21 protein-coding genes are annotated in these 22,824 nt (G+C 58.4%); 14 read left to right on the top strand and 7 right to left on the bottom strand.

Features of this window, described 5'->3' with window-relative positions:
- Positions 1 to 36 precede the first annotated feature (36 nt).
- From E0F99_RS13565 to E0F99_RS13545, 5 genes are all read right to left on the bottom strand, one after another.
- Complete coding sequence (locus tag E0F99_RS13565) at positions 37 to 1,863, bottom strand: glycoside hydrolase family 15 protein (RefSeq protein ID WP_083359222.1); 1,827 nt, start codon at positions 1,861 to 1,863, stop codon at positions 37 to 39.
- A complete protein-coding gene (locus E0F99_RS13560) occupies positions 1,856 to 2,656 on the bottom strand; it encodes a glucose 1-dehydrogenase (RefSeq protein ID WP_083359221.1) in 801 nt (266 codons plus the stop codon). The genes E0F99_RS13565 and E0F99_RS13560 overlap by 8 nt, the downstream gene beginning before the upstream one ends.
- Before the next feature lie 313 nt (positions 2,657 to 2,969).
- Complete coding sequence (locus tag E0F99_RS13555) at positions 2,970 to 3,251, bottom strand: pentapeptide MXKDX repeat protein (RefSeq protein ID WP_083359220.1); 282 nt, start codon at positions 3,249 to 3,251, stop codon at positions 2,970 to 2,972.
- A 70-nt stretch (positions 3,252 to 3,321) separates the two neighbouring features.
- Positions 3,322 to 4,107, bottom strand: a complete 786-nt coding sequence (locus tag E0F99_RS13550; RefSeq protein ID WP_083359219.1) for a molybdopterin-dependent oxidoreductase — start codon at positions 4,105 to 4,107, stop codon at positions 3,322 to 3,324.
- Complete coding sequence (locus E0F99_RS13545; RefSeq protein ID WP_083359218.1) at positions 4,104 to 4,742, bottom strand: cytochrome b/b6 domain-containing protein; 639 nt, start codon at positions 4,740 to 4,742, stop codon at positions 4,104 to 4,106. The genes E0F99_RS13550 and E0F99_RS13545 overlap by 4 nt, the downstream gene beginning before the upstream one ends.
- Before the next feature lie 316 nt (positions 4,743 to 5,058).
- On the opposite strand from E0F99_RS13545, the gene E0F99_RS13540 reads away from it, so the two are divergent.
- From E0F99_RS13540 to E0F99_RS13505, 8 genes are all read left to right on the top strand, one after another.
- The gene (locus E0F99_RS13540; RefSeq protein WP_083359217.1) at positions 5,059 to 5,931 is read left to right on the top strand and encodes a patatin-like phospholipase family protein; all 873 of its coding nucleotides are present in this window, start codon (positions 5,059 to 5,061) and stop codon (positions 5,929 to 5,931) included.
- Between the two features lie 218 nt (positions 5,932 to 6,149).
- Complete coding sequence (locus tag E0F99_RS13535) at positions 6,150 to 6,650, top strand: sigma-70 family RNA polymerase sigma factor (protein ID WP_083359216.1); 501 nt, start codon at positions 6,150 to 6,152, stop codon at positions 6,648 to 6,650.
- Positions 6,651 to 6,676: 26 nt separating this feature from the next.
- Positions 6,677 to 7,630 carry a FecR family protein gene (locus tag E0F99_RS13530; RefSeq protein WP_083359215.1) on the top strand — a complete coding sequence of 318 codons (954 nt, stop codon included), beginning with the start codon at positions 6,677 to 6,679 and terminating at the stop codon, positions 7,628 to 7,630.
- A gap of 112 nt (positions 7,631 to 7,742) precedes the next feature.
- Positions 7,743 to 10,148: a TonB-dependent siderophore receptor gene (locus E0F99_RS13525; protein ID WP_083360470.1), complete on the top strand. Its 2,406-nt coding sequence runs from the start codon at positions 7,743 to 7,745 to the stop codon at positions 10,146 to 10,148.
- A gap of 196 nt (positions 10,149 to 10,344) precedes the next feature.
- Positions 10,345 to 11,298, top strand: a complete 954-nt coding sequence (locus E0F99_RS13520; RefSeq protein ID WP_130908791.1) for a hypothetical protein — start codon at positions 10,345 to 10,347, stop codon at positions 11,296 to 11,298.
- Between the two features lie 153 nt (positions 11,299 to 11,451).
- Entirely contained in the window at positions 11,452 to 11,793 is a 342-nt protein-coding gene (locus tag E0F99_RS30440; RefSeq protein ID WP_242626908.1) for a type III secretion protein, read from the top strand.
- 322 nt (positions 11,794 to 12,115) lie between these two features.
- A complete protein-coding gene (locus E0F99_RS13510; protein WP_130908790.1) occupies positions 12,116 to 12,331 on the top strand; it encodes a hypothetical protein in 216 nt (71 codons plus the stop codon).
- A 1-nt stretch (position 12,332) separates the two neighbouring features.
- A complete protein-coding gene (locus E0F99_RS13505) occupies positions 12,333 to 12,881 on the top strand; it encodes a type III secretion effector protein (RefSeq protein ID WP_083359212.1) in 549 nt (182 codons plus the stop codon).
- A 27-nt stretch (positions 12,882 to 12,908) separates the two neighbouring features.
- On the opposite strand, the gene E0F99_RS13500 is transcribed toward E0F99_RS13505, so the two are convergent.
- A complete protein-coding gene (locus E0F99_RS13500; RefSeq protein WP_083359211.1) occupies positions 12,909 to 14,060 on the bottom strand; it encodes an MFS transporter in 1,152 nt (383 codons plus the stop codon).
- 412 nt (positions 14,061 to 14,472) lie between these two features.
- Here E0F99_RS13500 and E0F99_RS13495 point away from each other — a divergent pair, with 412 nt between their 5' ends.
- From E0F99_RS13495 to E0F99_RS13475, 6 genes are all read left to right on the top strand, one after another.
- Positions 14,473 to 15,435, top strand: coding sequence for a diaminopimelate epimerase (locus E0F99_RS13495; protein ID WP_083359210.1), 963 nt, complete (start codon positions 14,473 to 14,475; stop codon positions 15,433 to 15,435).
- A gap of 301 nt (positions 15,436 to 15,736) precedes the next feature.
- A complete protein-coding gene (gene tssI, locus E0F99_RS13490) occupies positions 15,737 to 17,770 on the top strand; it encodes a type VI secretion system tip protein TssI/VgrG (protein WP_083359209.1) in 2,034 nt (677 codons plus the stop codon).
- Positions 17,770 to 18,606 carry a DUF4123 domain-containing protein gene (locus tag E0F99_RS13485; protein WP_083359208.1) on the top strand — a complete coding sequence of 279 codons (837 nt, stop codon included), beginning with the start codon at positions 17,770 to 17,772 and terminating at the stop codon, positions 18,604 to 18,606. The genes tssI and E0F99_RS13485 overlap by 1 nt, the downstream gene beginning before the upstream one ends.
- Positions 18,599 to 19,381, top strand: coding sequence for a hypothetical protein (locus E0F99_RS13480; protein WP_083359207.1), 783 nt, complete (start codon positions 18,599 to 18,601; stop codon positions 19,379 to 19,381). The genes E0F99_RS13485 and E0F99_RS13480 overlap by 8 nt, the downstream gene beginning before the upstream one ends.
- 336 nt (positions 19,382 to 19,717) lie before the next feature.
- Complete coding sequence (locus E0F99_RS30435; protein ID WP_232000096.1) at positions 19,718 to 19,888, top strand: hypothetical protein; 171 nt, start codon at positions 19,718 to 19,720, stop codon at positions 19,886 to 19,888.
- 5 nt (positions 19,889 to 19,893) lie between these two features.
- Entirely contained in the window at positions 19,894 to 21,552 is a 1,659-nt protein-coding gene (locus tag E0F99_RS13475) for a lipase family protein (RefSeq protein WP_232000095.1), read from the top strand.
- Between the two features lie 9 nt (positions 21,553 to 21,561).
- Here E0F99_RS13475 and codA read toward each other — a convergent pair whose 3' ends face one another.
- Positions 21,562 to 22,797, bottom strand: a complete 1,236-nt coding sequence (codA, locus tag E0F99_RS13470; protein ID WP_083359205.1) for a cytosine deaminase — start codon at positions 22,795 to 22,797, stop codon at positions 21,562 to 21,564.
- Positions 22,798 to 22,824 lie beyond the last annotated feature (27 nt).

Raw genomic sequence — 22,824 nt, 5'->3', positions numbered from 1 at the left:
GCGGTCGAGGGGCTGCCCATTGTGCACAAGACCACCTCAGGGTTGCCAGGTGGTTTTCTCCCCGCTGAGCTTGCGGTCCAGGAAGGTCGCCGCGCTGATCAACGCCAGATGGCTCAACGCCTGGGGCGTGTTGCCCAAGTGATGCGCTTGGTTGTCGAACTCTTCGGCGTACAACCCCAGCGGGTTGGCGTAGCGCAGCAGTTGTTCGAATTCCAGGTGGGCTTTCTCCACTTGGCCGGCGCGTGCCAGGCATTCAACGTACCAGAACGAACAAGCGGCAAACGCGCCTTCGGTGCCTTGCAGGCCGTCGATCTGGCTGTCGTCGTTGCGGTAGCGGTAGACCATGCCGTCGCGCACCAGGCTTTTCTGGATGGCTTCGAGTGTCGACAGCCAGCGTGGGTCAGTGGCTGCGACGAAGCGCACCAGCGGCATCAGCAGCATCGAGCCATCCAGTGCGGTGCTGCCGATATGCTGCACGAAGTGCCCGCGTTCTTCATTCCAAAAGTTGCTCCAGATATCCGCGTAGATCGCCTGACGCGTGCGGTCCCAGCGCGCGAACGGCGCGGGCAGCGAGCGTTTGGAGGCCAGGCGAATGGCGCGGTCCAACGCCACCCAGCACATCAGGCGTGAATGCAGGAAGTGATGCTCCTCACCACGCATTTCCCAGATGCCCACGTCCTTGCTGTTCCAGATCTCGCAGACTTGGTCAGTCACTTCCACCGTGTGCTTCCAGCCTTCGTGGGAGATGGCTTCGCCGTATTTGTTGACCAAATACACTGCGTCCATCAGCTCGCCGTAGATATCCAGTTGGATCTGGTCAAACGCTTCATTGCCGATGCGCACGGGTTTGGCACCGCCATGGCCGCTGAGGTGATCAAGTTCGGCCTCCGGCAGTTCCTGGCGGCCGTCAATGCCGTAGAGGATATTGATTTTGGTCGGCTGGCCGCAGCAGTCGCTGACGCGGCCTTTGAGCCAGCGCATGTAAGCGTTGGCTTCTTCGATGAAGCCCAGGCGCATGAACGCATAGACAGTGAACGAGGCGTCGCGGATCCAGGTGTAGCGGTAATCCCAGTTACGCTCGCCGCCTGGTGTTTCCGGCAGGCCGAAGGTCGCGGCGGCGATGATTGCGCCGTGTTTGCGTGAGGTCAAAAGCTTCAGCGCCAAGGCCGAGCGGTTGACCATTTCGCGCCAGCGCCCGCGGTAATTCGACTGCGCGATCCAGCCGCGCCAGAACTTCAATGTGCGTGCCAGCGCAACGTCAGTACAGCCGCTGTTGACGCGAGGATCATCTTGAGCACCGAGGACGAACTCCGCACCTTCTTCCTGGGCTAGGGTGAAGCTGGCCACGGCGGCGTCAGCTTCGATCTGCATGGCGTGGCTGCTCGCCAGGCGCAGGCCGGGTTGGCCGTCGGCGGCGAAATAGACCATGCCGTCTTCAATGCTGGCTTGGGTCGGCGTGCGCGCATAGTCGTGGCGCACGGCGCAACGCAGGTGAATCGTCGCTGTGCCGCTGACCACCCGCACGCGACGAATCAGCAGCGGCAAATCATCGATCTCTTCACTGATGACCAGCAGGTCGGTGATTTCGACCACCGCCTCATCGCTTAGCCAACGGGTTTGCAGCACGTTGGTATCGGGCAGATAGATTTGTTCACGGCGGGCGTTTTCCAGGTCGGGTGTGAGTTGGAAAGCACCGGCCTCGGGCGTGTCGAGCAGCGAGCAGAAGATCGACGGGCTGTCGAATTCCGGCCAGCAGAAAAAGTCGATGCTGCCGCGGTCATTCACCAAGGCTGCGCTGCGCATATCGCCGATGATCCCATGGGCATCGATGGCGCTTTGGGGTTCGTTCTTGAAATCAACCATTGCCACGAAACTCCGGATAAAGGCTCATGCCGCCGTCAATAAACAGGGTGCTGCCCACCACGTAGTCAGACGCGTCGCTGGCCAGCCAGACCACCGCGTTGGCCACGTCCTCGACGTCGCCGACCCGGCCGTAGGGAATCAGCTTCAACAGCTCTTTTTCTGCTGCGCCTTCGGTGGCTGCACGGTTGATCGCTGTACCAATGGCCCCCGGCGCAATGCCATTGATGCGGATACGCTGCTCGCTGACTTCTTGGGCCAGGGTGCGCATCAGCATCTCGACGCCGCCCTTAGAGGCCGCGTAATTCACATGCCCGGCCCAGGGAATGATCTGATGCACCGAGCTCATGTGAATGATTTTGCCGGCCGCACGCGACACGCCATCGCGCACGCCTTGGCGATTGAAAATTCGCACGGCGGCGCGGGCACACAGGAACTGGCCGGTGAGGTTGACGCCGATCACCGTGTTCCAGTCGTCGAGTGTCATGTCGACCAGGTTGGCGTCTTTTTGCAGGCCGGAGTTGGCCACCAGAATATCCAGGTGGCCAAAGGCATCGAGGGTTTGGGCGAACAGGTGTTCTACGTCGGCTTCTTTGGACACATCACCGCCGACGGCAATCGCCCGGCCGCCGTTGGCGTTGATCTGCGCGGCGAGGGCTTCGGCCGGCGCCGCCTGCGAGTTGTAATTGAGCACCACCGCCGCACCGGCCTCGGCCAACGCCTTGGCGGCGCCTGCACCAATGCCGGAACTGGCGCCGGTGACCAGGGCCACTTGTTGCTGCAACGAAATCTGCATTGCCCACCCACCGTTTTATCAGAGTCTTTTCAGCTGACTGGCGGCGCGTAGTGGAAGTTCATCGGTTGTCTCAAATGCGACGATGCCTGTCTATTTCAATCGTTTTCGCCCGCGCGCTTTTCGCTAGACTCAAGGCCTGTTGATGCGAGAACCACCTACCACTGCTCAATCGCCGCGCAGGCCGTGGCTTGAGGCCTTAATCGAAAGCCTTTCTGATCGCCGGGCTCTCGTGCACAAGTAGGCGCTGGGCGATGAGAAAACCCGCCGAGGCGGGTTTTCCAAACGCAGTATTATTTTCCTGTGATGCACTGCTTTATTGAGACATGTCATTCTTTTTCATGTCGTCTTTTTTCATGCCGTCATTGGACATGGAATCTTTCTTCATCGTGTCTTTGCCCATGGTGTCTTTTTTCATTGTGTCCTTACCCATGGAGTCTTTATGCATTTCATCCTTTTTCATCGTGTCCTTTTGCATTGTGTCTTTGGTCATAGCATCTTTTTTCATGGTGTCGTGGCTCATCGTATCGTCGGCGTGTACAACGGCGACGCCTGCGGCCAAGCAAATACCTAGGATTGCAGAAGTTAACCTTTTCATCGTGAAGCTCCTTGAGACTCAGGTTGCGAATAGGCGCAGCCCGGGCTGCGCAATGGGGTTGCCATAGGCGTCAGCTACCACCGAACCAGTTGTAGCCCTGGTCTTCCCAGTAACCACCCGGATAGGTATTAGTGACGAAAATTGCTTGTATGTGTTTTGGGTTCTTATAACCAAGCTTTGTGGGCATGCGCAGCTTCATTGGGAAGCCATATTCACGCGGCAGTACGGCACCGTCGTAGGTCAGCGTCAGTAGCGTTTGCGCATGCAGTGCCGTGGCCATATCGATGCTGGTGTAGTAATCGTCGGCACATTTGAAGCCGACGTACTTTGCGTCGGTGTCGGCGCCAACGCACTTGAGGAAATCACTGAAGCGGATGCCTCCCCAGCGGCCGATGGCGCTCCAGCCCTCGACACAGATGTGCCGGGTGATTTGATCGGTCTGGGCCATGGCACGCAGTTCCTCAAGCTTCCAGCTATGCGTGTCGGCGACCCTGCCGGTGACTTCCAATCGGTAGGTGTCTTCATCGACGGTAGGCGCTTCGTCGATGCCATAGAAGGCATTGAAGGGAAATGGCCGTGTAATCATCGACTCTGGATAAGTGGGGGCCATGGCATTAGGGTTGAACAGCCAGCCCTGCACCCTGTCATTGAAGCGCGACATGGAGGACAGAGCCGTTTCGACGTGATCGTTATCGGTGATATTGCAGCCGGACAGCATGGCGACACCGCCCAAGGTCAAGCCACGCAGCAGGAAGGCACGTCGTGAGCGATCTTCGACCTGGAGCGAAATAATTTTGCGCGCATCCTTCAAAATCGACGACTCATCCAGCTCTGGGCTTTGCTCACGCTTCCTCATGCGCGCTCCTTATGGCCGACAATCATGGCCAATAACGTCTTTGGAACCAGTGCGACCATCACCAAATGCACTGCGATGAAAGCCACCAACAGAGACATCGCAATGAAGTGCACGTGCCGAGCGCTGTCGTAGCCGCCCAGCAGTTCACGTAGTAGCGGAAACTGAACTGACTTCCACAAAACCAACCCGGAAATCACCAGGACCGTAATGTCGAGCATCACAAACAGATACGCCACACGCTGCACGTGGTTGTAATGGCTTATATCGTCATGCCCCAACCGCCCACGCAGTGCAGACCACAGGTCATGAACAAAGCCTTTGGGTGATACAGGAAAAAAACGTCGCGACAAACGGCCGCTGAAAAGATTGAAAAGCACGTAGAAAAGGCTGACAACGACCAACATCCACATGGCTGCGAAATGCCATTGCAACGCGCCCCCCAGCCAACCGCCCAAGGTAATCGACGTGGGGAAGTTAAACTCATAAAGGGGAGAGGCGTTGTATATACGCCATCCGCTGGTGACCATTACCAACACCGCCAAGGCGTTCAGCCAATGGGCCAATCTCAACCAGGCTGGATGACTGCTTTGTGGGGCCACAGGAGCAGCACGGGTTGTTTCAGGTGCGGCTTGCATTGGAGGAGACTCCAAGTAGGAATAACGTCATAACCTTTTGATCGAGTGTAGACGCTAACTCAAAACACAATGCCTTCCTTCGAGGTGGGCGACGCGTACCGTACGTCCACTATTTCTCTCAGGCAGGTAGCCTCCGTGCGAAAACCTTGCCATGACCCCGGTAAATCAACGCCTTGATGCAAAAACCGAACACGATGAGGTGTGGGCTCGAAGCAGCACCGAGGTGTTTACGTCGAGTCAAAAACATTCTCGTAGCCAGGTCCTCAGCGAGCTAGGCTTGTAACGTCAGGAGGGCGTTATCGGTGAGGGTACGTTTATGCCAACTGTAAAAACTGCTCTTGTACTTGCCGGTGGTGGGAGCCTTGGTGCGGTTCAGGTTGGAATGTTACAGGCGCTCGTTGAGGCTGAGGTTTCATTCGACCTGGTGGTTGGCGCTTCGGTCGGAGCCATCAACGGTGCCTACTTCGCAGCCAGACCGAATGCTAAGGGTGTGGGCGAGCTTGCGGATTTCTGGCGCAGCTTACGTAAGTCGGATGTGTTTCCGTTCTCGGCACTCGACACCTTCAAAGGCATTCTGAATCGTCGCGGTCATCTGCTGAGTGCTTCGGCGCTGCATCGTTTAGTGCGCAGATCTTTGCCGGTCGAATTGATCGAAGAGACTGAACTACCCCTGCATATTGTCACCACCAATCTACTCAGCGGTGCCGAAGAGCTTCTGTCCAGTGGTAATGCTGAACAGGCTTTGCTCGCCAGTGCTGCGATTCCGTTAGTGTTTCCCAATGTGCGAGTTGGAGAAAAGTTCTTGGTCGATGGCGGTGTCACCAGTAACACGCCGATTGCTAGTGCAGTTACATTGGGGGCAACGCGTGTTCTGGTTCTGCCCACCGGGTTCGGTTGTGCTTGCCTGTGCCCACCGAGCGGGCTCGTGGCGTTAGCGTTGCACACACTTAACCTGATGAGCATGCGTCAACTGGTGCGTGACATCCAATTGTACAAGGCGCGTGCAGCTATCCATGTAGTGCCGCCGCTGTGCCCACTAGACGCTTCTGTGTTTGATTTCAACCAGACAGATAAACTGCTGCAACGTGCTTATCAGTCGACCCAAACCTGGATAGAAGAGGGCGGATTGATGCGTGATGGGATACCCGATTCGTTACTCGCCCATACTCATCATGCTGATGAAGTGTAGGGCGCTGATGAAACCGGACACGCTTTTAGGCGAGCGTGCTCGCCAGATCGAGGTGTCAGCTGACCAAACAACGGCGCTCCTTTACGGCTGAATTCAAACGCGAGGCTGTCGGCCTCGTGTTCAAGCAAACCTGCAACGGTCACAGGACGACGGGAAGCAATTGCCCCACTTAATAGGAAGCATTACTATTCACGGCCCGCCTCCCCAGTGCTCACGCGATGATCCCTCAGCCGCCCCGCAGAACAGGCTTTTTCGAGCATTACGAAGAGTTGATCGGAACCTGGAGACGCCGCCTGAGAAACCGTCAGCAGGCCGAAGACCTGGCCCACGACACCTTCGTGCGAGTGCTTGAGTCGCGTTCGAGTGAGGTCGAGCAACCGCGTGCCTATCTGCACCAAACGGCACGCAACATTGCCGTTGATGCCTATCGCCGTGAAGACCGGCGTGAGGCGCTGGCGCTGGAAGCCTTTGATCAGCGTTCGCCCCACAGCGGCGACCCGGAGCATTTCATGCACGCGATCCAGTTGGCGGACTCCATCGAACGGGCCTTGGCCGAGCTGCCGCTCAACTGTCGCAAAATATTTATCTGGCAGAAAATAGAAGGCCTGACCCAGCAGGAAATCGCCGTACGCCTGGGCCTGTCTAAAAACATGGTGGAAAAGTATATGATCCGCACCTTGCGGCATCTGCGTGACCGCCTGGATACGATGGCCCCATGACCCGCTTTGATGAAACAGGATCTTCCATGATCGATAGCCGTGCTCGTGACGAAGCCGCGCATTGGTTTGTACGCTTGCAAGATGGCGACTTGAGCATTGAAGAACGCCAGCGTTTCGATGCATGGCGCGCAGAACGGCCTGAGCACCAATACGAATTCGACGTGTTGCAAGGCTTGTGGAGCGCCACTGACTTGCTGCCCAACGCGCGATTGCAGGCGTTGTGTGATGCGCCGGTCGAGCGTCCCAAGCGTGGGGCCATTTTGCGCTACGCGGTCGCCGCGAGTGTGGTGGCGAGTGCCTTGGGGCTGGGTTTGTTCAGTGGGCTTGGTCATCCAAAACCCTACCGCGCCGAGTTCAGCACGCGCCTGGGTGAGCATCGCCAGGTGGCGTTGCCCGACGGTTCGGTGATGGACCTCAACAGCCGCAGCGTCGTTGCTGTGCGTTATGAAAAAGGCCGACGCAGCGTGGACCTCGAGCAGGGCGAGGCGATGTTCAGTGTCGAGCATGACACCCGTCGACCCTTTGTCGTAGCCGCCGGGGCGGGGCAGGTGACGGTCACCGGCACGCGCTTTGATGTACGCCGTGATGACGACCAGACCCGCGTGGTGGTCGAAGCTGGCACGGTCAAAGTGCAAGGGCGTGCGTCGGACCAGATCGTCACGCTGACGGCGGGCCGGGGTACGCAAGTCGATGCCTTGGGGAAAGTCGCCGCCGCGTTTGCGGTGAATACCGATGAGTTGACGGCCTGGCGCACCGGCAAGCTGGTGTTCAACAACGCCAGCCTCGGTGAGGTTGCCCGGGAAGTGTCGCGCTACCGCGAGCAACCGTTGCGGGTCAGTAGCGCGGCGGTGAGCAATCTGCGCTTGACCAGCGTGTTCAAATCCAACGACACCGACGCCTTGCTCAAAGCCTTGCCGCATATCCTGCCGGTCGCGTTACGCACCTTGCCGGACGGCAGCCAGGAAATTATTTCACGCTGAAATTCAGGTTTTTCTCGAGCTCTTCGTCTTCTTCTGCAACTGCAACTGGTTTGCATTAACAGCCGCACACTCTTGCGATTACAGGACTAGGTTCGACGTGAAAAGTTTCGACGTGAAAAAACTGACCGTCTCCCACAATAAAACCTCCCGCTGGGCGCCCTTGGCGCTAGCGCTTGCTGTCAGTGCCGCGCTGCCGGCAGCCTATGCTGACGACGGTATTCATATCCGCGCCCAGCCTTTGGGCGCAGCGTTGAGTCAACTGGGTCAGCAGACGTCCCTGCAGGTGTTCTTTAACCCGGACATGGTCGCCGGCAAGCACGCGCCCGCAGTGGACGGCAACCTCTCGCCCGAACAAGCGCTACGCCAGTTGCTGCAAGGCAGCGGGCTGGATTACCAGATCGACGCCGGTTCCGTGACGCTGCGCCCGCGAAGTAACGGCACCGGTGAAGCGGGCTCGCCGCTGGAGCTGGGTGTCACCGATATCAAGGTGGTCGGCGACTGGCTGGGCGATGCCAATGCCGCCGTTGTGCAGAACCACCCCGGCGCGCGAACGGTGATTCGCCGCGAAACGATGGTGGAGCAGGGCGCGATGAACGTGGGCGACGTGTTGCGCCGCGTTCCTGGCGTGCAGGTGCAGGAATCCAACGGCACCGGAGGCAGTGATATTTCTCTGAGCGTGGGCGTCCGCGGCCTGACTTCACGCCTGTCGCCACGCTCCACCGTACTGATCGACGGTGTGCCTGCGGCGTTCGCGCCGTATGGCCAGCCACAATTGTCGATGTCGCCGATTTCCGCCGGTAACCTGGATAGCATTGACGTGGTGCGCGGCGCCGGTTCTGTGCGTTATGGGCCACAGAACGTCGGCGGCGTGATCAATTTTGTGACCCGCGCCATCCCCGAGAAATTCTCCACAGAGGTCGGCACTACACTGCAGACCTCGGCTCACGGGGGTTGGAAACACCTTGAAAACGCATTCATCGGCGGCACAGCGGATAATGGAATCGGTGCGGCGCTGTTGTATTCCGGTGTGAAAGGCGACGGTTATCGCAACAGCAACAACGCCAACGACATTGATGACGTCATCTTCAAGACCCACTGGGCGCCGACCGATCAAGACGACTTCTCGCTGAGCGTCCACTACTACGACGCCAGCGCCGATATGCCCGGCGGCCTGACTCAGAAGCAGTTCAGTGCCAACCCGTACCAATCAGTACGTGACTGGGACAACTTCAGCGGCCGCCGCAAGGACGTGTCCTTCAAATACATCCGCCAGATTGACGACCGTACCCAGGCTGAAGTGCTGACCTATTATTCCGACAGTTTTCGCGGCAGCAACATTGCTAACCGTGACCTGAAAACCCTCAGTTCGTACCCGCGCACTTACTACACCTTCGGCATCGAGCCACGGGTTTCCCATGTGTTTGACGTGGGCCCGAGCACCCAGGAGGTCAGCCTCGGTTATCGCTACCTCAAAGAAGGCATGCATGAGCAGGCCACCAGCCTGAACCTGGTCAACAATGTGCCGACGCCGGGCGGCCAGAGCGACGGTCATGTCTACCAGGACCGTACCGGTGGCACTGAGGCCAACGCGTTTTATATCGATAACAAGATTGATATCGGCAAGTGGACCGTCACACCAGGCATTCGCTTTGAAGACATTCGCACCAAATGGCACGACCGCCCGGTTGTGGCCCTGAACGGCACCCGTACCCAGGAGAAACGCCGCGAGATCAACAACAACGAGCCGCTGCCGGCCCTGAGCGTGATGTACCACGTCTCCGATGCCTGGAAACTGTTCGCCAACTACGAAACATCGTTTGGCAGCCTGCAGTACTTCCAACTTGGCCAGGGCGGCAACGGCGACCAGACGGCCAACGGCCTGAACCCGGAAAAGGCCAAGACCTACGAGATCGGCACACGCTACAACGACAGCGTGTGGGGCGGCGAAGTGACGTTGTTCTACATCGACTTCTCGGATGAGTTGCAATATGTCAGTAACGACGTGGGCTGGACCAACTTGGGCGCTACCAAGCACCAGGGCATCGAAGCCTCGGGCCACTATGACCTGTCAAACCTCGACCCGCGCCTTGAAGGTCTGACCGCCAGCGCCGGTTTCACCTACACCAAGGCTACTTCAGAAGGCGATGTGCCGTTCAAGGGCCGCGACCTGCCGCTTTACTCCCGTGAAGTGGCGACGGCTGGCTTGCGTTATGACATCAACCACTGGACCCATAACCTGGATGTCTATGCCCAATCCGGTCAACGTGCGCCAGGCACCGGCACCACCTACATCACTCAAGGCACCGCTGATGGCCAGTACGGCGATATTCCCGGCTATGTTTCGGTCAACGTGCGCAGCGGTTATGACTTTGGGGCGCAACTGTCAAATTTGAAACTGGGTGTGGGCGTGAAAAACGTCTTCGACCAACAGCACTACACGCGCTCCAGCGACAACAATTCCGGGTTGTACTTGGGTGAGCCACGTACGTTCTTCGTACAGGCGAGTGTCGGATTCTGATTAGCCGTTGATAGGAAAAATCGCAGCCCCAGGGCTGCGATTTTTTTTGCCTGTTTCCTACGGCCTTTCACGCGACTTTCTGTTTGATCAGGAACCTATTCCGACAGTTAAGCCACACAGGAGGCAGACCTGGTCGCCTTCTACATAAGCGTGCAGCGACAGGTTGATAATCGCACCCCTTGCCCTGGAGGCACTCATGTCGGTCTCGACTACCACTGTATCTGTATCAATTTCATCCAGTGCGGACACCACGCAGGTTAACTCTAACCCCGCAGCCCAGGCCAGTGCTGCGGTATCGACTGCGGCGTCCTACCACAGCCACGGCGGTGGAAGCGTCAATTTTCACGCCTCGCAAAGTCAGGGTGGGCCGGTGTTTGGCCAGCAACAACCGGCAGCGAGTCATCACAATTACTTTAATAGCCCAGCCCATTCCCAAGATTTTTCTGCCATGACGCACCATGCCTCACACCACGGGGGCACGCAGCAGCTTGAGCAATGGGGGAACCCTTGGATGGGCAGGCCCAAGCCACTCATTAACGCGCATGGCCCGTACCCGATTACGCTGGGTAAGACAGACCCGATGTACTCGAAGAAAAGCAACGATCAACTGGCGACTGACCTTCTGAGGAACGCCCGCGCATTTACAACGCCGGGTAACCGTTCGACGATCAGCAAGCACGCTATTGAAGAAATGGCGCAACAAAAACCGGGTCGAAACCCTGTGATGAATCAAAACATTCGGCTGGCCGGCGAGCTTATGAAGCGTCCCGACGTAATGGATGCCTTTTTCCGGCAGCCGGGCACAGGTGCGACTGGCGATCAGGTCTCAATCAGCCATTTCAGTGCGTTCAACCGCGACCAAAACCCCTTGAAATACAGCACTAATAAGCAAGTAGTTCAGGAACTGAACAGCCATTTCGGTCAACTCTCAGAATACTTTGGTGGCCGTCAAATCAACATCCTCGACCTTGAATATCTGGCCGGTCTTCAACAGACGGGGATATCTTCACTGGACCACTTACTTAATGTGAGTAAAACAGCTACCGATCGCAAGGATTTGCTGGACATGCTGGATAACGTTGCGAGTAGGTCCGCAGACAACCGAATCAGCCAAACGGGGCTCATGTTGGCGTCGTACATGATGGCATAGCGCAGGGCAATCAGGCGCTGCGAACACTTGGCGGCGCCTCGTGCTGCGAATTGTTCAAGGAACTATTTCCACACATTTGCCACTCAGGGCATACATATCCAGCGGCTTTACCGGAGCCGGTCGCCTTTTCAGACACTGAATCAGGGCCAAGACATGACTTCAACCTCGTTCCAATCCTGCCAAACCGGCAGCCGTGACGCTTTTTCCAAAGGCCCTGAGGTTGATCGCTCAGCATCGGTAAAAGGGGAAGAGGCATCGAGTAACGCCTTCTATGCGGCCTTGGCGAACGGATACGCTGCAGAGATGCAGCGCATGAAAACCTTTGCAGGGCAGCGTAAATTCCAGGCACCGGTGGCCGATGATTTCGCTCGCGGCATGCTTGCCCCAGGTCATGCAGGCGACACGAATACCCAGCCGCTGAGGCACTCCAAGGGTGTGTGGGCCGCACTGATCAACGGTGTTACGACCTGGTGGCGCGGGCAAAGGCCTGTTTGAACCTGCGCCGCACTTTTTTACATGCAGTCATTGGTATTCAACGTTTGCCCGGAACTACTGCGCGCAGCCGACCACATATCGGTTGCTTGCCGCCCTGGAGTCGATTCGACGATCCGGGGTGCCTCGGTGGTAGCTGTCAGGTAAGTGTAGATCCGGAAAAGGTGGGAGATGACACATGAAAATTGAGGGTGCAATACCGCGCGGACAGGCAACGGCCATGGCTGTGTCAGAGACACATTGGGTTTCGCCTCCACCCATTGTTCCGTCGCCTTGCGATGATCAATTCGCTGCGCCGGATGTAGCGCCGCGGCGGCCTGCTCTGTTGCGCGCAACGTTGTCTTCGTTGCGCTACCAGGCATTGCAGAACGCGCCGACTGCGCGCGCGAACACAACGCTGCCGGGCCCCAACTCCACCGATAGCCAATTGGCGGGCGAGTTGCAGAAGAACTTTGGCGAGCTGCACGCGTTTGTAAAGGATGGCCGCTTGACGCAGTCGTCGCTGCGGCAAATTGCGGCGCAAGCGTTGGGAGGAGAGTAACGTGCAGGACCGTATCATTCTGGTGGCCAGGGAGATTCTCAATCGTCCGTTGCTGAACGACTCGATCATCGATGGCGATGGGTATATCACCCGCGATAGCCTGGGCGCCGCCGCATCTGCGTTGCGCGGTAACAGCTCACGCGGCGCCTTCAGCCAGGATCCCTTTCATGGTCAAGGCAATGCCGAAGTCGTTCAGGCCCTGCAAGGCTATTTCAAGCAATTGAGGGATAAGCCCAAGGACCGCACGGTTTTTTTTGAAGCCCTTGAATACGTGGATATTGCACTGCTCAAAACCGTGATGAATGACCCCGATGCCACCGACTCACAGGGCATGCTGATGCTGGAGCCCGCCACCGGGCTTCCTCGAAAGAAGTACAGCGAGCACTGCGTGTACACGGCAAAAAACATCATCGAACGCCCCGGTTTATTACGGTCATTGGAGCGTGCGAGTAATACGCGTTTGTTTGGGCGCCCCAAGCATGATGGATGGCTGTGTAGCAGAAGCCTGGAGCGCTGGCTGGAACTGCACGAGGCGCACAAGGCCAGGTAAATACCCTGGCCCAGTGAGATGAGCGGTTTACACGTTGAGAACCTTGCCGCTGATGGCGACACCCGCCAGCAACATCGCAATCAGTACGAAGGCTGTGCTCAAGCTGCTGCCGTGGGCGATAAAACCGATTACGGCAGGGCCTGCGAGAATACCGGCATAACCCAGTGTGGTGATGGCAGGCACCGCGATATGTTCCGGCATGACCTTTTGCTTACCGACGGCTGTGTACAGCACCGGCACGATATTCGAACAACCGGCCCCCACCAATGCGTACCCAAGAAGTGCCGTTTCCCAGGCTGGGGAGAGTGTGGCGAGCAACATGCCGGCGGTGGCCAGCGCGCCACCGATCACGATCACTCGGGTCGCACCCAACCGTCGGACAATGGCATCACCCGTCAGGCGCCCGGCGGTCATGGTCAGGGCAAACGCCGCGTAGCCAAGGCCGGCGTAAGCCTCATCAAGGCCACGCTCGGCGCTCAGGAACACGGCGCTCCAGTCCAGTACGGCACCTTCAGCCAAAAATACGATGAAGCACAGGCAGCCGATAAACATCACCACGCCGTGCGGTACGGCAAACGCCGGGCCCGAGCTTTCACTGCCGTAGGGCAACAGGTGTGGCCCGGCCTTGAGCAACGCCGCAGCCATGATGACAATGACCACCAGCGTCGCCTGCAACGGCGACAGCCCAAGCCCCAGCAGCCCGGCAACACCCGCCGCGCCGACGATACCGCCCAGGCTGAACAAGCCATGAAAGCCCGACATCATGGTTTTGCCACTGGCGCGCTCAACAATCACCGCTTGCAGGTTGACGGTCGAATCCACGGTGCCCAAGCCTGCGCCAAACAGGAACAACCCAGCCATCAGCAATAGAATCGAACTGACTGTGGCAAGCATCGGCAGGGCCAGGCAGATCATGATCGTTCCGGCTGTCAGTACGCGGCGGCAGCCATAGCGTGATGCCAGTGCTCCCGCCACAGGCATGGCGATGATCGAACCCATGCCCAGGCACAACAGCAACAAACCAAGCGTGCCCTCATTGAGTTGTGCGCGTGCTTTGGCGTACGGCACCAGCGGCGCCCACGCGGCGATACCGAAACCGGCGATGAAAAAGGCGATACGGGTCGACATTTGTTCCAGCCGCCCGGGAACCACGGGCGCTGGGGTGGGGATGGCAGTCATGGAAAATCCTTGGTTTTGCGTTCAACGAACGATGTCCGGTGCGACATCCTTGCACATCAGGCCTTGGCGGGCGAGTTGGGTTCCCCTGACGCTGGGAATCTGCATAAAGGTCGATATTTTTATTTCTACACATACGGAACGTGATGGCGCTTGGAAGCCACCCAGACTTGTGGGGTTTGCAGGAGGTGGCCTGAAAAGTGAGCAATCCCCGTGAGCGCTGGTGACCCCGGGCGTCTTGCGGCGGATTGCCACTTTCCAGGCCACTGCTTATTAGTGCTCAGGTGACTGAGCTCGGACGTCCGCGCCAGCGGTTTTCGCCACGGCTGCGGGTGGTGTCAAACGACGCTATCGCACACAATCGCGCAGTCTCTTTTCTTTTTGAGGCTCAGCGACAATGGATATAAATGACGCCATGACCCCGTTCTACGATGCCCGCGGCAATATCTACGGTGTGATCAGCCCTGCCTTATTAAGGCGCAAGGGCATCGCCGCCGAGGCCGTGCGTACTGCAAAAGCCTGGGCCTCCTTGGCTGTCGCATCCGAATGTGAGTGGGGCACATTGCTGCGTCCGGCGGGTGCGAAGGCGCACCGCTGCGATGGCTTGCTGGTCGGGCCGTTCCAGTGCGCGCCGCCCTTTGACCTGCTGATCGTCAATACGGATGGCTCACTCGCCGAACGCAGCGGCAACGGCTTGACTATTTTTGCCCAGGCGCTGACCGATCAGGGCTTGATGACTCAGGGCTGCGAGTTGCGAGTACATCACGACAAAGCCGATGCTGTGTCGCCCGTTGCAACGACCGTCGAGCCTGCGGTCTACGGGCAGGTAACGGGTTTCTGGCTGGCCCTTGGGCGGCCAGCGTTCGGGCCCTCAGCGGTTGGCGCTGAGGGTGTGGACGAAAAGCATCGCGGGTTCAGCCATGTGCCTTGCCTGGCGGCGATCAACCCGCAATGGGCACGCAGCCAGTTTGTCCGTGTAGGCAATCCCCACTGCGTGACACTCGTCGAGCACGCCTTGGCATTACCTGACAATCAGTTGATGCAGCAGAGCGTCCTGTTCGAGCGGTTGCAGGCAATTGCCTTTGCGCCACCTGTCGGGCGCGGTCAGCCCTGCATTGGCGGGGTCAATCTGCAATGGGCCGCTCGGTCTTCGGCTAATCGGGTTATCGCGCGGGTGTTTGAGCGGGGCGAGGGGCCTACGGCGTCGTCCGGAACCAGCGCCAGTGCAGTGGCCTGCGCGGCGTGGCGGGCAGGTTGGGTCGAGGCAGGGGAAGTGGCCGTGGTCATGCCGGGTGGCACGGCGCCGGTACGGTTGCTGAGTCAGGGTGAAACACTGCTGAGCGTCAGTTTATTCGGGACGGCACGACCGCAAGTCTGAACATGTGAGAGCGGCTTATATCCTTGATAAGTGTCAGCCGTTTCTCTAATGGGTAATTATGTTCTTCAGATGTATGTGGGACTTTTCTTGTTGCTGCTAGTTGTTCAATCAGCCGCTTGTCTTGTCTTGTAAAAGACACTTCCGACCAGCCCGTACGAATCTTCTTTTTTATTTTTAGAGGCCCGAATTTCGCCTGAAATCGCTAAGCTTCAGTGCGTTCAGGCGCTTTATCCCGGCAGTTCAATCAACATCCGACGGGAGAAAGCCTTTCAGTCAAATCATTGATGACGGGTAACTAAGGATGGTTGGCGATTTGGTTTTGCCGCGTATTAAGTTGATATTTTCAGCGTTGAATGTTTCAGACGCGCCCCGTGATTTTCAGGTGCTGGCTTTCAAAGGTAGCGAGTTCCTTGATCAGCCCTATTTCATTCACCTGCAGCTAGTCAGTGAAAACCCCAGTGTGGATTTGGAGGCGCTGCTCCACCTGCCAGCCTATCTGGACTTTGGTGAGGCGGACGCGGGCCTGCATGGGCAGGTCTACGCCATTGGCCGGGATAGCCCCGGTGTTCGGCTCACCCGCTATCACCTCACCTTGGCGCCTCGGTTGGCGTGCCTTGCACATCGGCGTGACCAGCGGGTTTTCCAGCAGCACAGCGTGCCGCAAATCATCGCTGCGGTACTTGAGCATCACGGCATCCTTGCCGACGCCTATGCCTTCGAACTTGGGCCGGTGGTTTATCCGCCCCGTACGTTCTGCGTGCAATACGCAGAAAGCGACCTGCACTTTATCCAGCGGCTGTGTGAGGAGGAGGGGATTCACTACCATTTTCGCCACAGCCCAGATAATCATCTGCTGGTGTTTGGTGATGACCAAACAGTGTTTCGACGCCTGCCTGTGCAGCGCTACCGTGCGGTGGGCGACCTGGCGGCTGATACCAGAGCGGTCCGGCGTTTCGACGTGCGTCTGGAAACCCGCAGCCGGCAAACGGTGCGGCGCGATCGTGACTTCGAACACCCGTCGCTGCGCCTGCAAGAGAAGGCCAGTGCTGCATCGGTACGAAGCCTTGAGGATTACCGCTACCCCGGCGGTTTCACCGGCCATGCGCGTGGCAAGCAACTGGCACGTCGAGGCCTGGAACTCCATCAGAGTGATTCCCATCGTGCACTGGGTAGAAGCGATCAGCCGGCATTAAGCAGCGGTCATTTTATGGAGTTGCTTGATCACCCGGATCCCGCCTGCAACGACCTGTGGTTGATCAAATCGGTGTGTCATGAGGGTTATCAACCGCAAGTGCTGGAGGCGGCGGCGATTGAGGTGGATGTATTCCAGGGTTATCGCAACCGATTCAGCGCAACGCCCTGGCGCGCAGCGCATCGGCCATCGCTCAAGCACACCAAGCCGACCATCAATGGCAGCCAGACCGCGACGGTGACCGGGCCCGCAGGCGAGGAGGTGCATTGCGATGCCTACGGTCGAGTGAAAGTACGTTTTCACTGGGACCGCCTGGACAACACCGATGACAAGAGCAGTTGCTGGGTGCGCGTGGCTTGCGGGTGGGCGGGAGATGGCTTTGGCGCGATGTTGATTCCTCGAGTGGGCATGGAGGTACTGGTGACCTTTCTCGAAGGCGACCCCGACCAACCCTTGATCCATGGCTGCCTGCCCAATGCGTTACACATGCCTGCCTATCCTTTGCCGCAATACAAGACGCGTAGCGTGTTGCGCAGCCGCAGTTCCACGGGCGGCGGTGGGGCCAACGAGTTGTACCTTGAAGACCGCCACGGCGAGGAGCTCATCTACCTGCGTGCCCAACGGGATCTGGAGCAGCAGGTCGGTCACGACAGTCGTTTGGAGGTGGCCGGAGAGCGGCGTGAAATCATTCGGGGCCTAAGCACCGTTCACCTGGAAAGCGCAGAGCACCGTCACACTGCGGGTGATCGCCATGTCGTACTGAAGGCGAATGATCGCCTGGATGTTCAAGGCCGCAGCGAAACCCATGTGCGTGAAACCCTGGTCATCGAAGCCGGGCAGCAGGTCCATCTTAAAGCCGGTGTCAGCCTGGTCATCAATGCCGGTGCACAACTGAGCCTCCAGGCTGGCGGAGAGCATTTGCTGATCCAGGCGGGTGGTATTTTCAGCAGCAGGCCCATTACTGTCGGTGGCCTTGCGCCTGTTGGCAGGTCGGCGAGCCCTTTTGCTGCAACGAATGCCCCGAAGGTTTCAGCGGTGCAGGGCGTAATAATGGAGATGGCCCGGCAGTTGGGCGCTGACTACTGCCCTGTGTGTGAGCAATGCCGCGAAGGCCTGTGCAACACCCCGGGGAGGGCGGCTTGATGGAGAGCATGCCAGGCCGCTGGATGGCCCTGCAACATCAGGCGGGACGCCGAGTGTGCTTGATCCTTGACGGCAACCACGCCACTCGGGAGCCGCTAGTGGTGGTGCGCAATCTTGCGCAGTATTGCCGTCTCTACGGTGAGACGGCCGTGGCCGAGCTGACCACTGTCGGCCCGGTGATCCTGCTAGTGGACCAGCCAGGTGAACCGGCACTGGTCGAGTTGCTGCAACACCCGCAGACGAACTGGGGCTGGTTGGGCAGCCTGCCCGATGATGATCTCGAAGGCGTGGTTCGACACTGGCGCGAGCGTCTGTTGGTCGGCCCTGCAGGAAGCCAAGCCCTGTATCGCTTTCACGACAACCGGACCTTGGCTCGCGCGTTGGCCCACCTGCCGATCGATCATTGGCCGGTCTTTCTCGGCCCGCTGATCAACGTGTACTACTGGCACGAGGGCCGCTGGTGCGAGGGCGAGAACCCGGCGCCTGGCGAGTACCCGGTGCCTGTGCCAGCGCCTTGGTTGAGCACACCCAACCCGCAGGCTGAGGCCATCTTGCACGCCAATGTCCTGCGCTACCTGCTGATCGAACACAGCGAAGGCCTCGCCGCTTTAGTCGAATTTCAAGACCTCAGTATCTGGCTGACCCAGGTGCTGGAACAAGCCCGAGCCTGGCAATGGCTCGGGCCTCAGCAACTTGAATTCCTGGTCGTGCGCAGGTTGGAGGAGGCGACGCGAGCCAGCGTGATTCGCTGGCAACCGATAGAAGACGAGGTGCCCGGCGATCATTTCGAACGGGTGCAGCAGCAGTGGCGAGGGTTGAGGGAAAAGTATGAATAGGTGCATGCGTGGCGCTTTAGCTGTGCTTGGAATGGGATGGCTTTCGGGGTGTTCGGTAGGGCCGGTTGACCACTTCACGTTGGAGGTGGATTTGCCGGCGCAATTTCGATTTATTGGCGCGGCGAATTACCGTCCCGCTAGAGAGCAACTCTGCAACCTGCCGCGGCGACGCGGCAAAAGGCCTGAACGGAAAATTATTATTGCTGATTACAAACCCGTCGCCGGGCGGGTCAGCTATGACCTGCCGTTGACTGAAACCATTGAGGGCTGCCCCACGGTGCTACGCAGTGTGGAGTTCAACTTTTATGCGAAGTGGGGCGTGCGCGACACTGATGTCGGTGGGGATCTGGGGGGTATCTACTTTACAGATCCTATTGAGTCTGAGGGGGTGGCAGGGATGCCAGACTCAGGTGTACAGGTGTTGCCGGGGCAATGTATGTGGCTTTTTCGGACGGTCGGGCGGTTGCATACGATCAGGAAACTTCTGAAATGCAAGGCTTTGGACGCGATGGGGCAGCGGCAAAAAATGCGAGCGGGTGGGGTTGCACAACGAGATCTGCTGCCTGGAAAGACACTCAGGCTGGTGCTGGCACTCACCGATGAGGAGGCGCCGGCTTTTGACCGACGCTGGATGGCTGTACCCGGCGGTTGGAAACGCTGTCGAGGGAAAAATTTTGAAGACCTGCAGGGCGCTTGCGACAGCGATACAACTGACTTTAAACCGATAACGATGCCCGATGGACGCACCTGTGATGTCTACCCCACGTGCAAATAACAAGGAGCTGAGTCATGAACCAGGAAGCATGGAAGCAACCTTTTTTCAGTAGCAAGATGCCTGCTTGCGCGGTGAAAGGGCATTGGGCGAGCTTTTGTCTAGTTGATGAAACGGGCAGCGGTAAGGCATATGGCGGGCTTGCGTACACGATCCAGGACAGTACAGGGCAGCAGTACAGCGGAAGACTGACTGGAGAGGGGTTTGCCAAGCTACAAGGGTTTTACTGCGGCCCCGTCGTTCTTGCTCTGGAGGGGCTGTATTCTGGGAAAGAGGCGCCGTATTTTGGATTGAGCACGCGCGAGACTTACAAGCTACCTATCACCGAACTCCAGATTCGTGCCGAACAAACCCGCTTTGTCGCTGCTGATGGTCAACGTACTGAGAGTAACCCTGCCCAGCACCAAGCGGACCGGTTTTATCAAGTTGAAGTACGCGACCTGGTCCGACATGTTGCTCATCTGCCGCCGTTGGCGCCTCGGGCTTATCAACCTCAACGGCACGCGCTAAGAATGATGGCTGAACTGGGATTCGGTCCGCCTCAGCCAGCGTTGTCAGGTGTTGTGCTGTTCCCTAACCTGCACACGTTACTGGAAGTACGACCGCTGCGTGCTTTGCGCCCGATGCTCTCCGGCGATGATCGGTTTTGTGCCTTGAACCTGTATCAACTGGCGTTGATGTCCACCTTGAGTTACTGCGACTTTGGCCAGGAGCCTCCAACGCGTCCCGTGGATCAAGTCAGTTTTCCCCTGTCTCCAAGCGTGGGAAATGTGTTCGCCGAAAAACTGTCGGGGTATCAGGAAGCCTGGAAGGTGGACGGTGAGCAGGTTCAACGCTTTTATCCGCTTTATGAGGAAGTTCCATACTCCCAGCGCTTTGAAATTGTGCCCTTCGATCCTGAGTTGTATCCGCAGAACCGTTCGGAACTCGCAGAGAAACAGGAACATCCTGCTCGCGTGCACTTTTTCGACGATGAACAGTTCGGCACTGATACGCAGGCGTTTATCACTCATCACGATCAAGTCATTCTGATTTCGGTGCGAGGCACCGCCAGTGGCGTCGACGCACTGCGCGACGCTAATGCCCACCAAGTGCCCTTTGCTGAAGGCGCAGGTAAAGCCCATGAGGGCTTTTACCAGGCGTATCGAGCGATGCGCGATTTCGTTCTGCAGTACCTCGGGCAATTCCACGATGGCCAACGCATTGTCATTTGCGGCCACAGCCTCGGTGGCGCCATCGCCTTGCTCCTGGCAGAAGGGCTGCGTCGAATCCCCAGCGCTGACTACAACATTCTCGTCTACACCTACGGCGCCCCTCGCGCCGCCGACTCCGAGTTCTCTGAAGGCGCCTCGTCTCTAGTCCATCACCGCATCGTCAATCACAACGACCCAGTCCCCAGCGTCCCCGCCCCGTGGATGAACACCACCACCAAACTCTGGGTTCCGGGGGCGGTGATGTTATTCAGCGCTCCCGCTCCGGGCGGCTTGTTATTCGCCGCTGGCCTGGTGCGCGTTGGTGGCAACCCCTACCAGCATCACGGCGAACAGCAGCACTTCATGCCGATCCAGCTCGCGGACGGCACCCTTTCCTCGGTGTTATGGAAGCCCGGTTGTGAGTCCATCCTCGAGGCCGGTTGCAATCGTGCGTTGCAACTCCACGGTGATATGCCTGACCGCGCCAACCTGCTCAAACAACTGCTCCAGGCCAACCAGCACTTCATGACCGCCAGCTACATTCCTGCAGCGTGGGCCACGTTGCGTCGCTGGCAACAGACCGTGGATATCCAAGGGCCTTTGGTCACACCCAGGGAGTTTGAGCTGATTGACCATGCGCTGCAGACCATGACTCAGCAACTGCGTGACAAGAACCGTGAGCTTGATCGGCGTCGCCCCACGAACCAGCGCAGTTACGGGCACGAACATAACCAGGCGTTGAATGCAGAAATCGATCGCTTGCGCACCAGTCGCCAGCGCTTGGAGTCCTTACGCTGGCGTCGCCTGGACGTGCGTGATGTATACGGCAGCCAAGCCCACTCGGCCGATTTGCAACCCAGCCTCAAGCGTTGGTTCAGCCACCGTGAAAATCGTGAGATATCCCAACTCGCCAGTATCCCGCCACCCTCCCACAGTGACCGTGGGAGGCCACAACCCCTGGATATCGATTCGATTGTTTAACGGCAGCGCTTACAAAAAAGCCACCTGCGCCGGTTGGCGTTTCATCAGCACCTTGCCATTGCGGATCGAGTACAGCGGCAGGCCTTGGCTACGGATGACTTCGTAGTCGCTGTCTGCAGACAAGACCACCAGGTTGGCCGGGCGCCCGGGCTCCAGGCCGTAACGCTCGCCCAGGGCCATGGCTTTGGCGCTGTTGTCGGTGACCAAGTCCAGGGCACTTTGCAGGTTGCGGTAGCCGAGCATGTGGCAGATGTGTAGGCCGGCCTCCAGCACGCGCAGAATATTGCCGTTACCCAGTGGATACCAAGGGTCGACAATCGAGTCCTGGCCGAAGCACACGTTCATGCCTGCTTCGAGCAGTTCGTTGACGCGGGTCACGCCACGGCGTTTCGGGAAGCTGTCGAAACGCCCTTGCAGGTGGATGCTTTCGGTGGGGCAGGAGACGAAGCTGATACCCGAGTGCCCCAACAGGCGAAACAGTTTGGCGCAGTAGGCATTGTCGTAAGAGCCCATGGCCGTGGTGTGGCTGGCGGTAACACGCGCGCCCATGCCGCGGCTGCGGGCTTCTTCGGCGAGCACCTCGAGAAAGCGTGAGTGCGGGTCATCGGTTTCGTCGCAGTGCACGTCCACCAGGCAGCCAGTGCGCTCGGCCAGGTCCATGAGAAACTTCAGCGAACTCACGCCTTGGTCGCGGGTGTATTCGAAGTGGGGAATGCCACCCACCACATCGGCACCCAGGCGGATGGCTTCTTCCATCAATTCGCGGCCATTGCGGTAGGACTCAATGCCTTCTTGGGGAAACGCGACGATTTGCAGGTCGATCAGGTGCGTGCTTTCTTCGCGCACTTCCAGCATAGCTTTGAGGGCTGTGAGGTCGGGGTCGGTGACGTCGACGTGGGTGCGCACATGCTGGATACCGTGGGCGGCCAGGGCCTGGATGGTTTTCTTGGCGCGGGTCTTGGTGTCTTCCTGAGTGATCGTGGCTTTACGTTCGCCCCAGCACTCGATGCCCTCGAACAGCGTACCACTCATGTTCCAGCGCGGTTCGCCGGCGGTGAGGGTGGCGTCGAGGTGAATATGCGGTTCTACAAAAGGCGGTATGACCAGGTTGCCGGCGGCATCCAGGTCTTCGGCCGTTAAAACAGGCACCACCGTTTGTGGGGTGATGCTGGCGATCCGGCCGTGTTCCAGGTGCAGATCATGCAGGCCTTCACGGTTGCGCAGGCGGGCGTTGATGATATGCATGGGCAAGTTCCTCTTGGCTAAAGACAG

Source organism: Pseudomonas antarctica, assembly GCF_900624995.1.
GTDB lineage: Bacteria > Pseudomonadota > Gammaproteobacteria > Pseudomonadales > Pseudomonadaceae > Aquipseudomonas > Aquipseudomonas antarctica.
Note: the sequence above shows the minus strand (reverse complement) of the source record. Positions and strands in the feature narration are given on the sequence as shown.

Bases quoted from the DNA above. Each gene is read 5' to 3' on its own strand.
- E0F99_RS13520 (WP_130908791.1), top strand. From the start codon at position 10,345: ATGTCGGTCTCGACTACCACTGTATCTGTATCAATTTCATCCAGTGCG.
- E0F99_RS13565 (WP_083359222.1), bottom strand. From the start codon at position 1,863: ATGGTTGATTTCAAGAACGAACCCCAAAGCGCCATCGATGCCCATGGG.
- E0F99_RS30440 (WP_242626908.1), top strand. From the start codon at position 11,452: ATGACTTCAACCTCGTTCCAATCCTGCCAAACCGGCAGCCGTGACGCT.
- E0F99_RS13500 (WP_083359211.1), bottom strand. From the start codon at position 14,060: ATGACTGCCATCCCCACCCCAGCGCCCGTGGTTCCCGGGCGGCTGGAA.
- E0F99_RS13530 (WP_083359215.1), top strand. From the start codon at position 6,677: ATGATCGATAGCCGTGCTCGTGACGAAGCCGCGCATTGGTTTGTACGC.
- E0F99_RS13495 (WP_083359210.1), top strand. From the start codon at position 14,473: ATGACCCCGTTCTACGATGCCCGCGGCAATATCTACGGTGTGATCAGC.
- E0F99_RS13475 (WP_232000095.1), top strand. From the start codon at position 19,894: ATGGCTGAACTGGGATTCGGTCCGCCTCAGCCAGCGTTGTCAGGTGTT.
- codA (WP_083359205.1), bottom strand. From the start codon at position 22,797: ATGCATATCATCAACGCCCGCCTGCGCAACCGTGAAGGCCTGCATGAT.
- E0F99_RS13540 (WP_083359217.1), top strand. From the start codon at position 5,059: ATGCCAACTGTAAAAACTGCTCTTGTACTTGCCGGTGGTGGGAGCCTT.
- E0F99_RS13485 (WP_083359208.1), top strand. From the start codon at position 17,770: ATGGAGAGCATGCCAGGCCGCTGGATGGCCCTGCAACATCAGGCGGGA.
- E0F99_RS13535 (WP_083359216.1), top strand. From the start codon at position 6,150: ATGATCCCTCAGCCGCCCCGCAGAACAGGCTTTTTCGAGCATTACGAA.
- E0F99_RS13560 (WP_083359221.1), bottom strand. From the start codon at position 2,656: ATGCAGATTTCGTTGCAGCAACAAGTGGCCCTGGTCACCGGCGCCAGT.
- tssI (WP_083359209.1), top strand. From the start codon at position 15,737: ATGGTTGGCGATTTGGTTTTGCCGCGTATTAAGTTGATATTTTCAGCG.
- E0F99_RS13480 (WP_083359207.1), top strand. From the start codon at position 18,599: ATGAATAGGTGCATGCGTGGCGCTTTAGCTGTGCTTGGAATGGGATGG.
- E0F99_RS13550 (WP_083359219.1), bottom strand. From the start codon at position 4,107: ATGAGGAAGCGTGAGCAAAGCCCAGAGCTGGATGAGTCGTCGATTTTG.
- E0F99_RS13555 (WP_083359220.1), bottom strand. From the start codon at position 3,251: ATGAAAAGGTTAACTTCTGCAATCCTAGGTATTTGCTTGGCCGCAGGC.
- E0F99_RS13545 (WP_083359218.1), bottom strand. From the start codon at position 4,742: ATGCAAGCCGCACCTGAAACAACCCGTGCTGCTCCTGTGGCCCCACAA.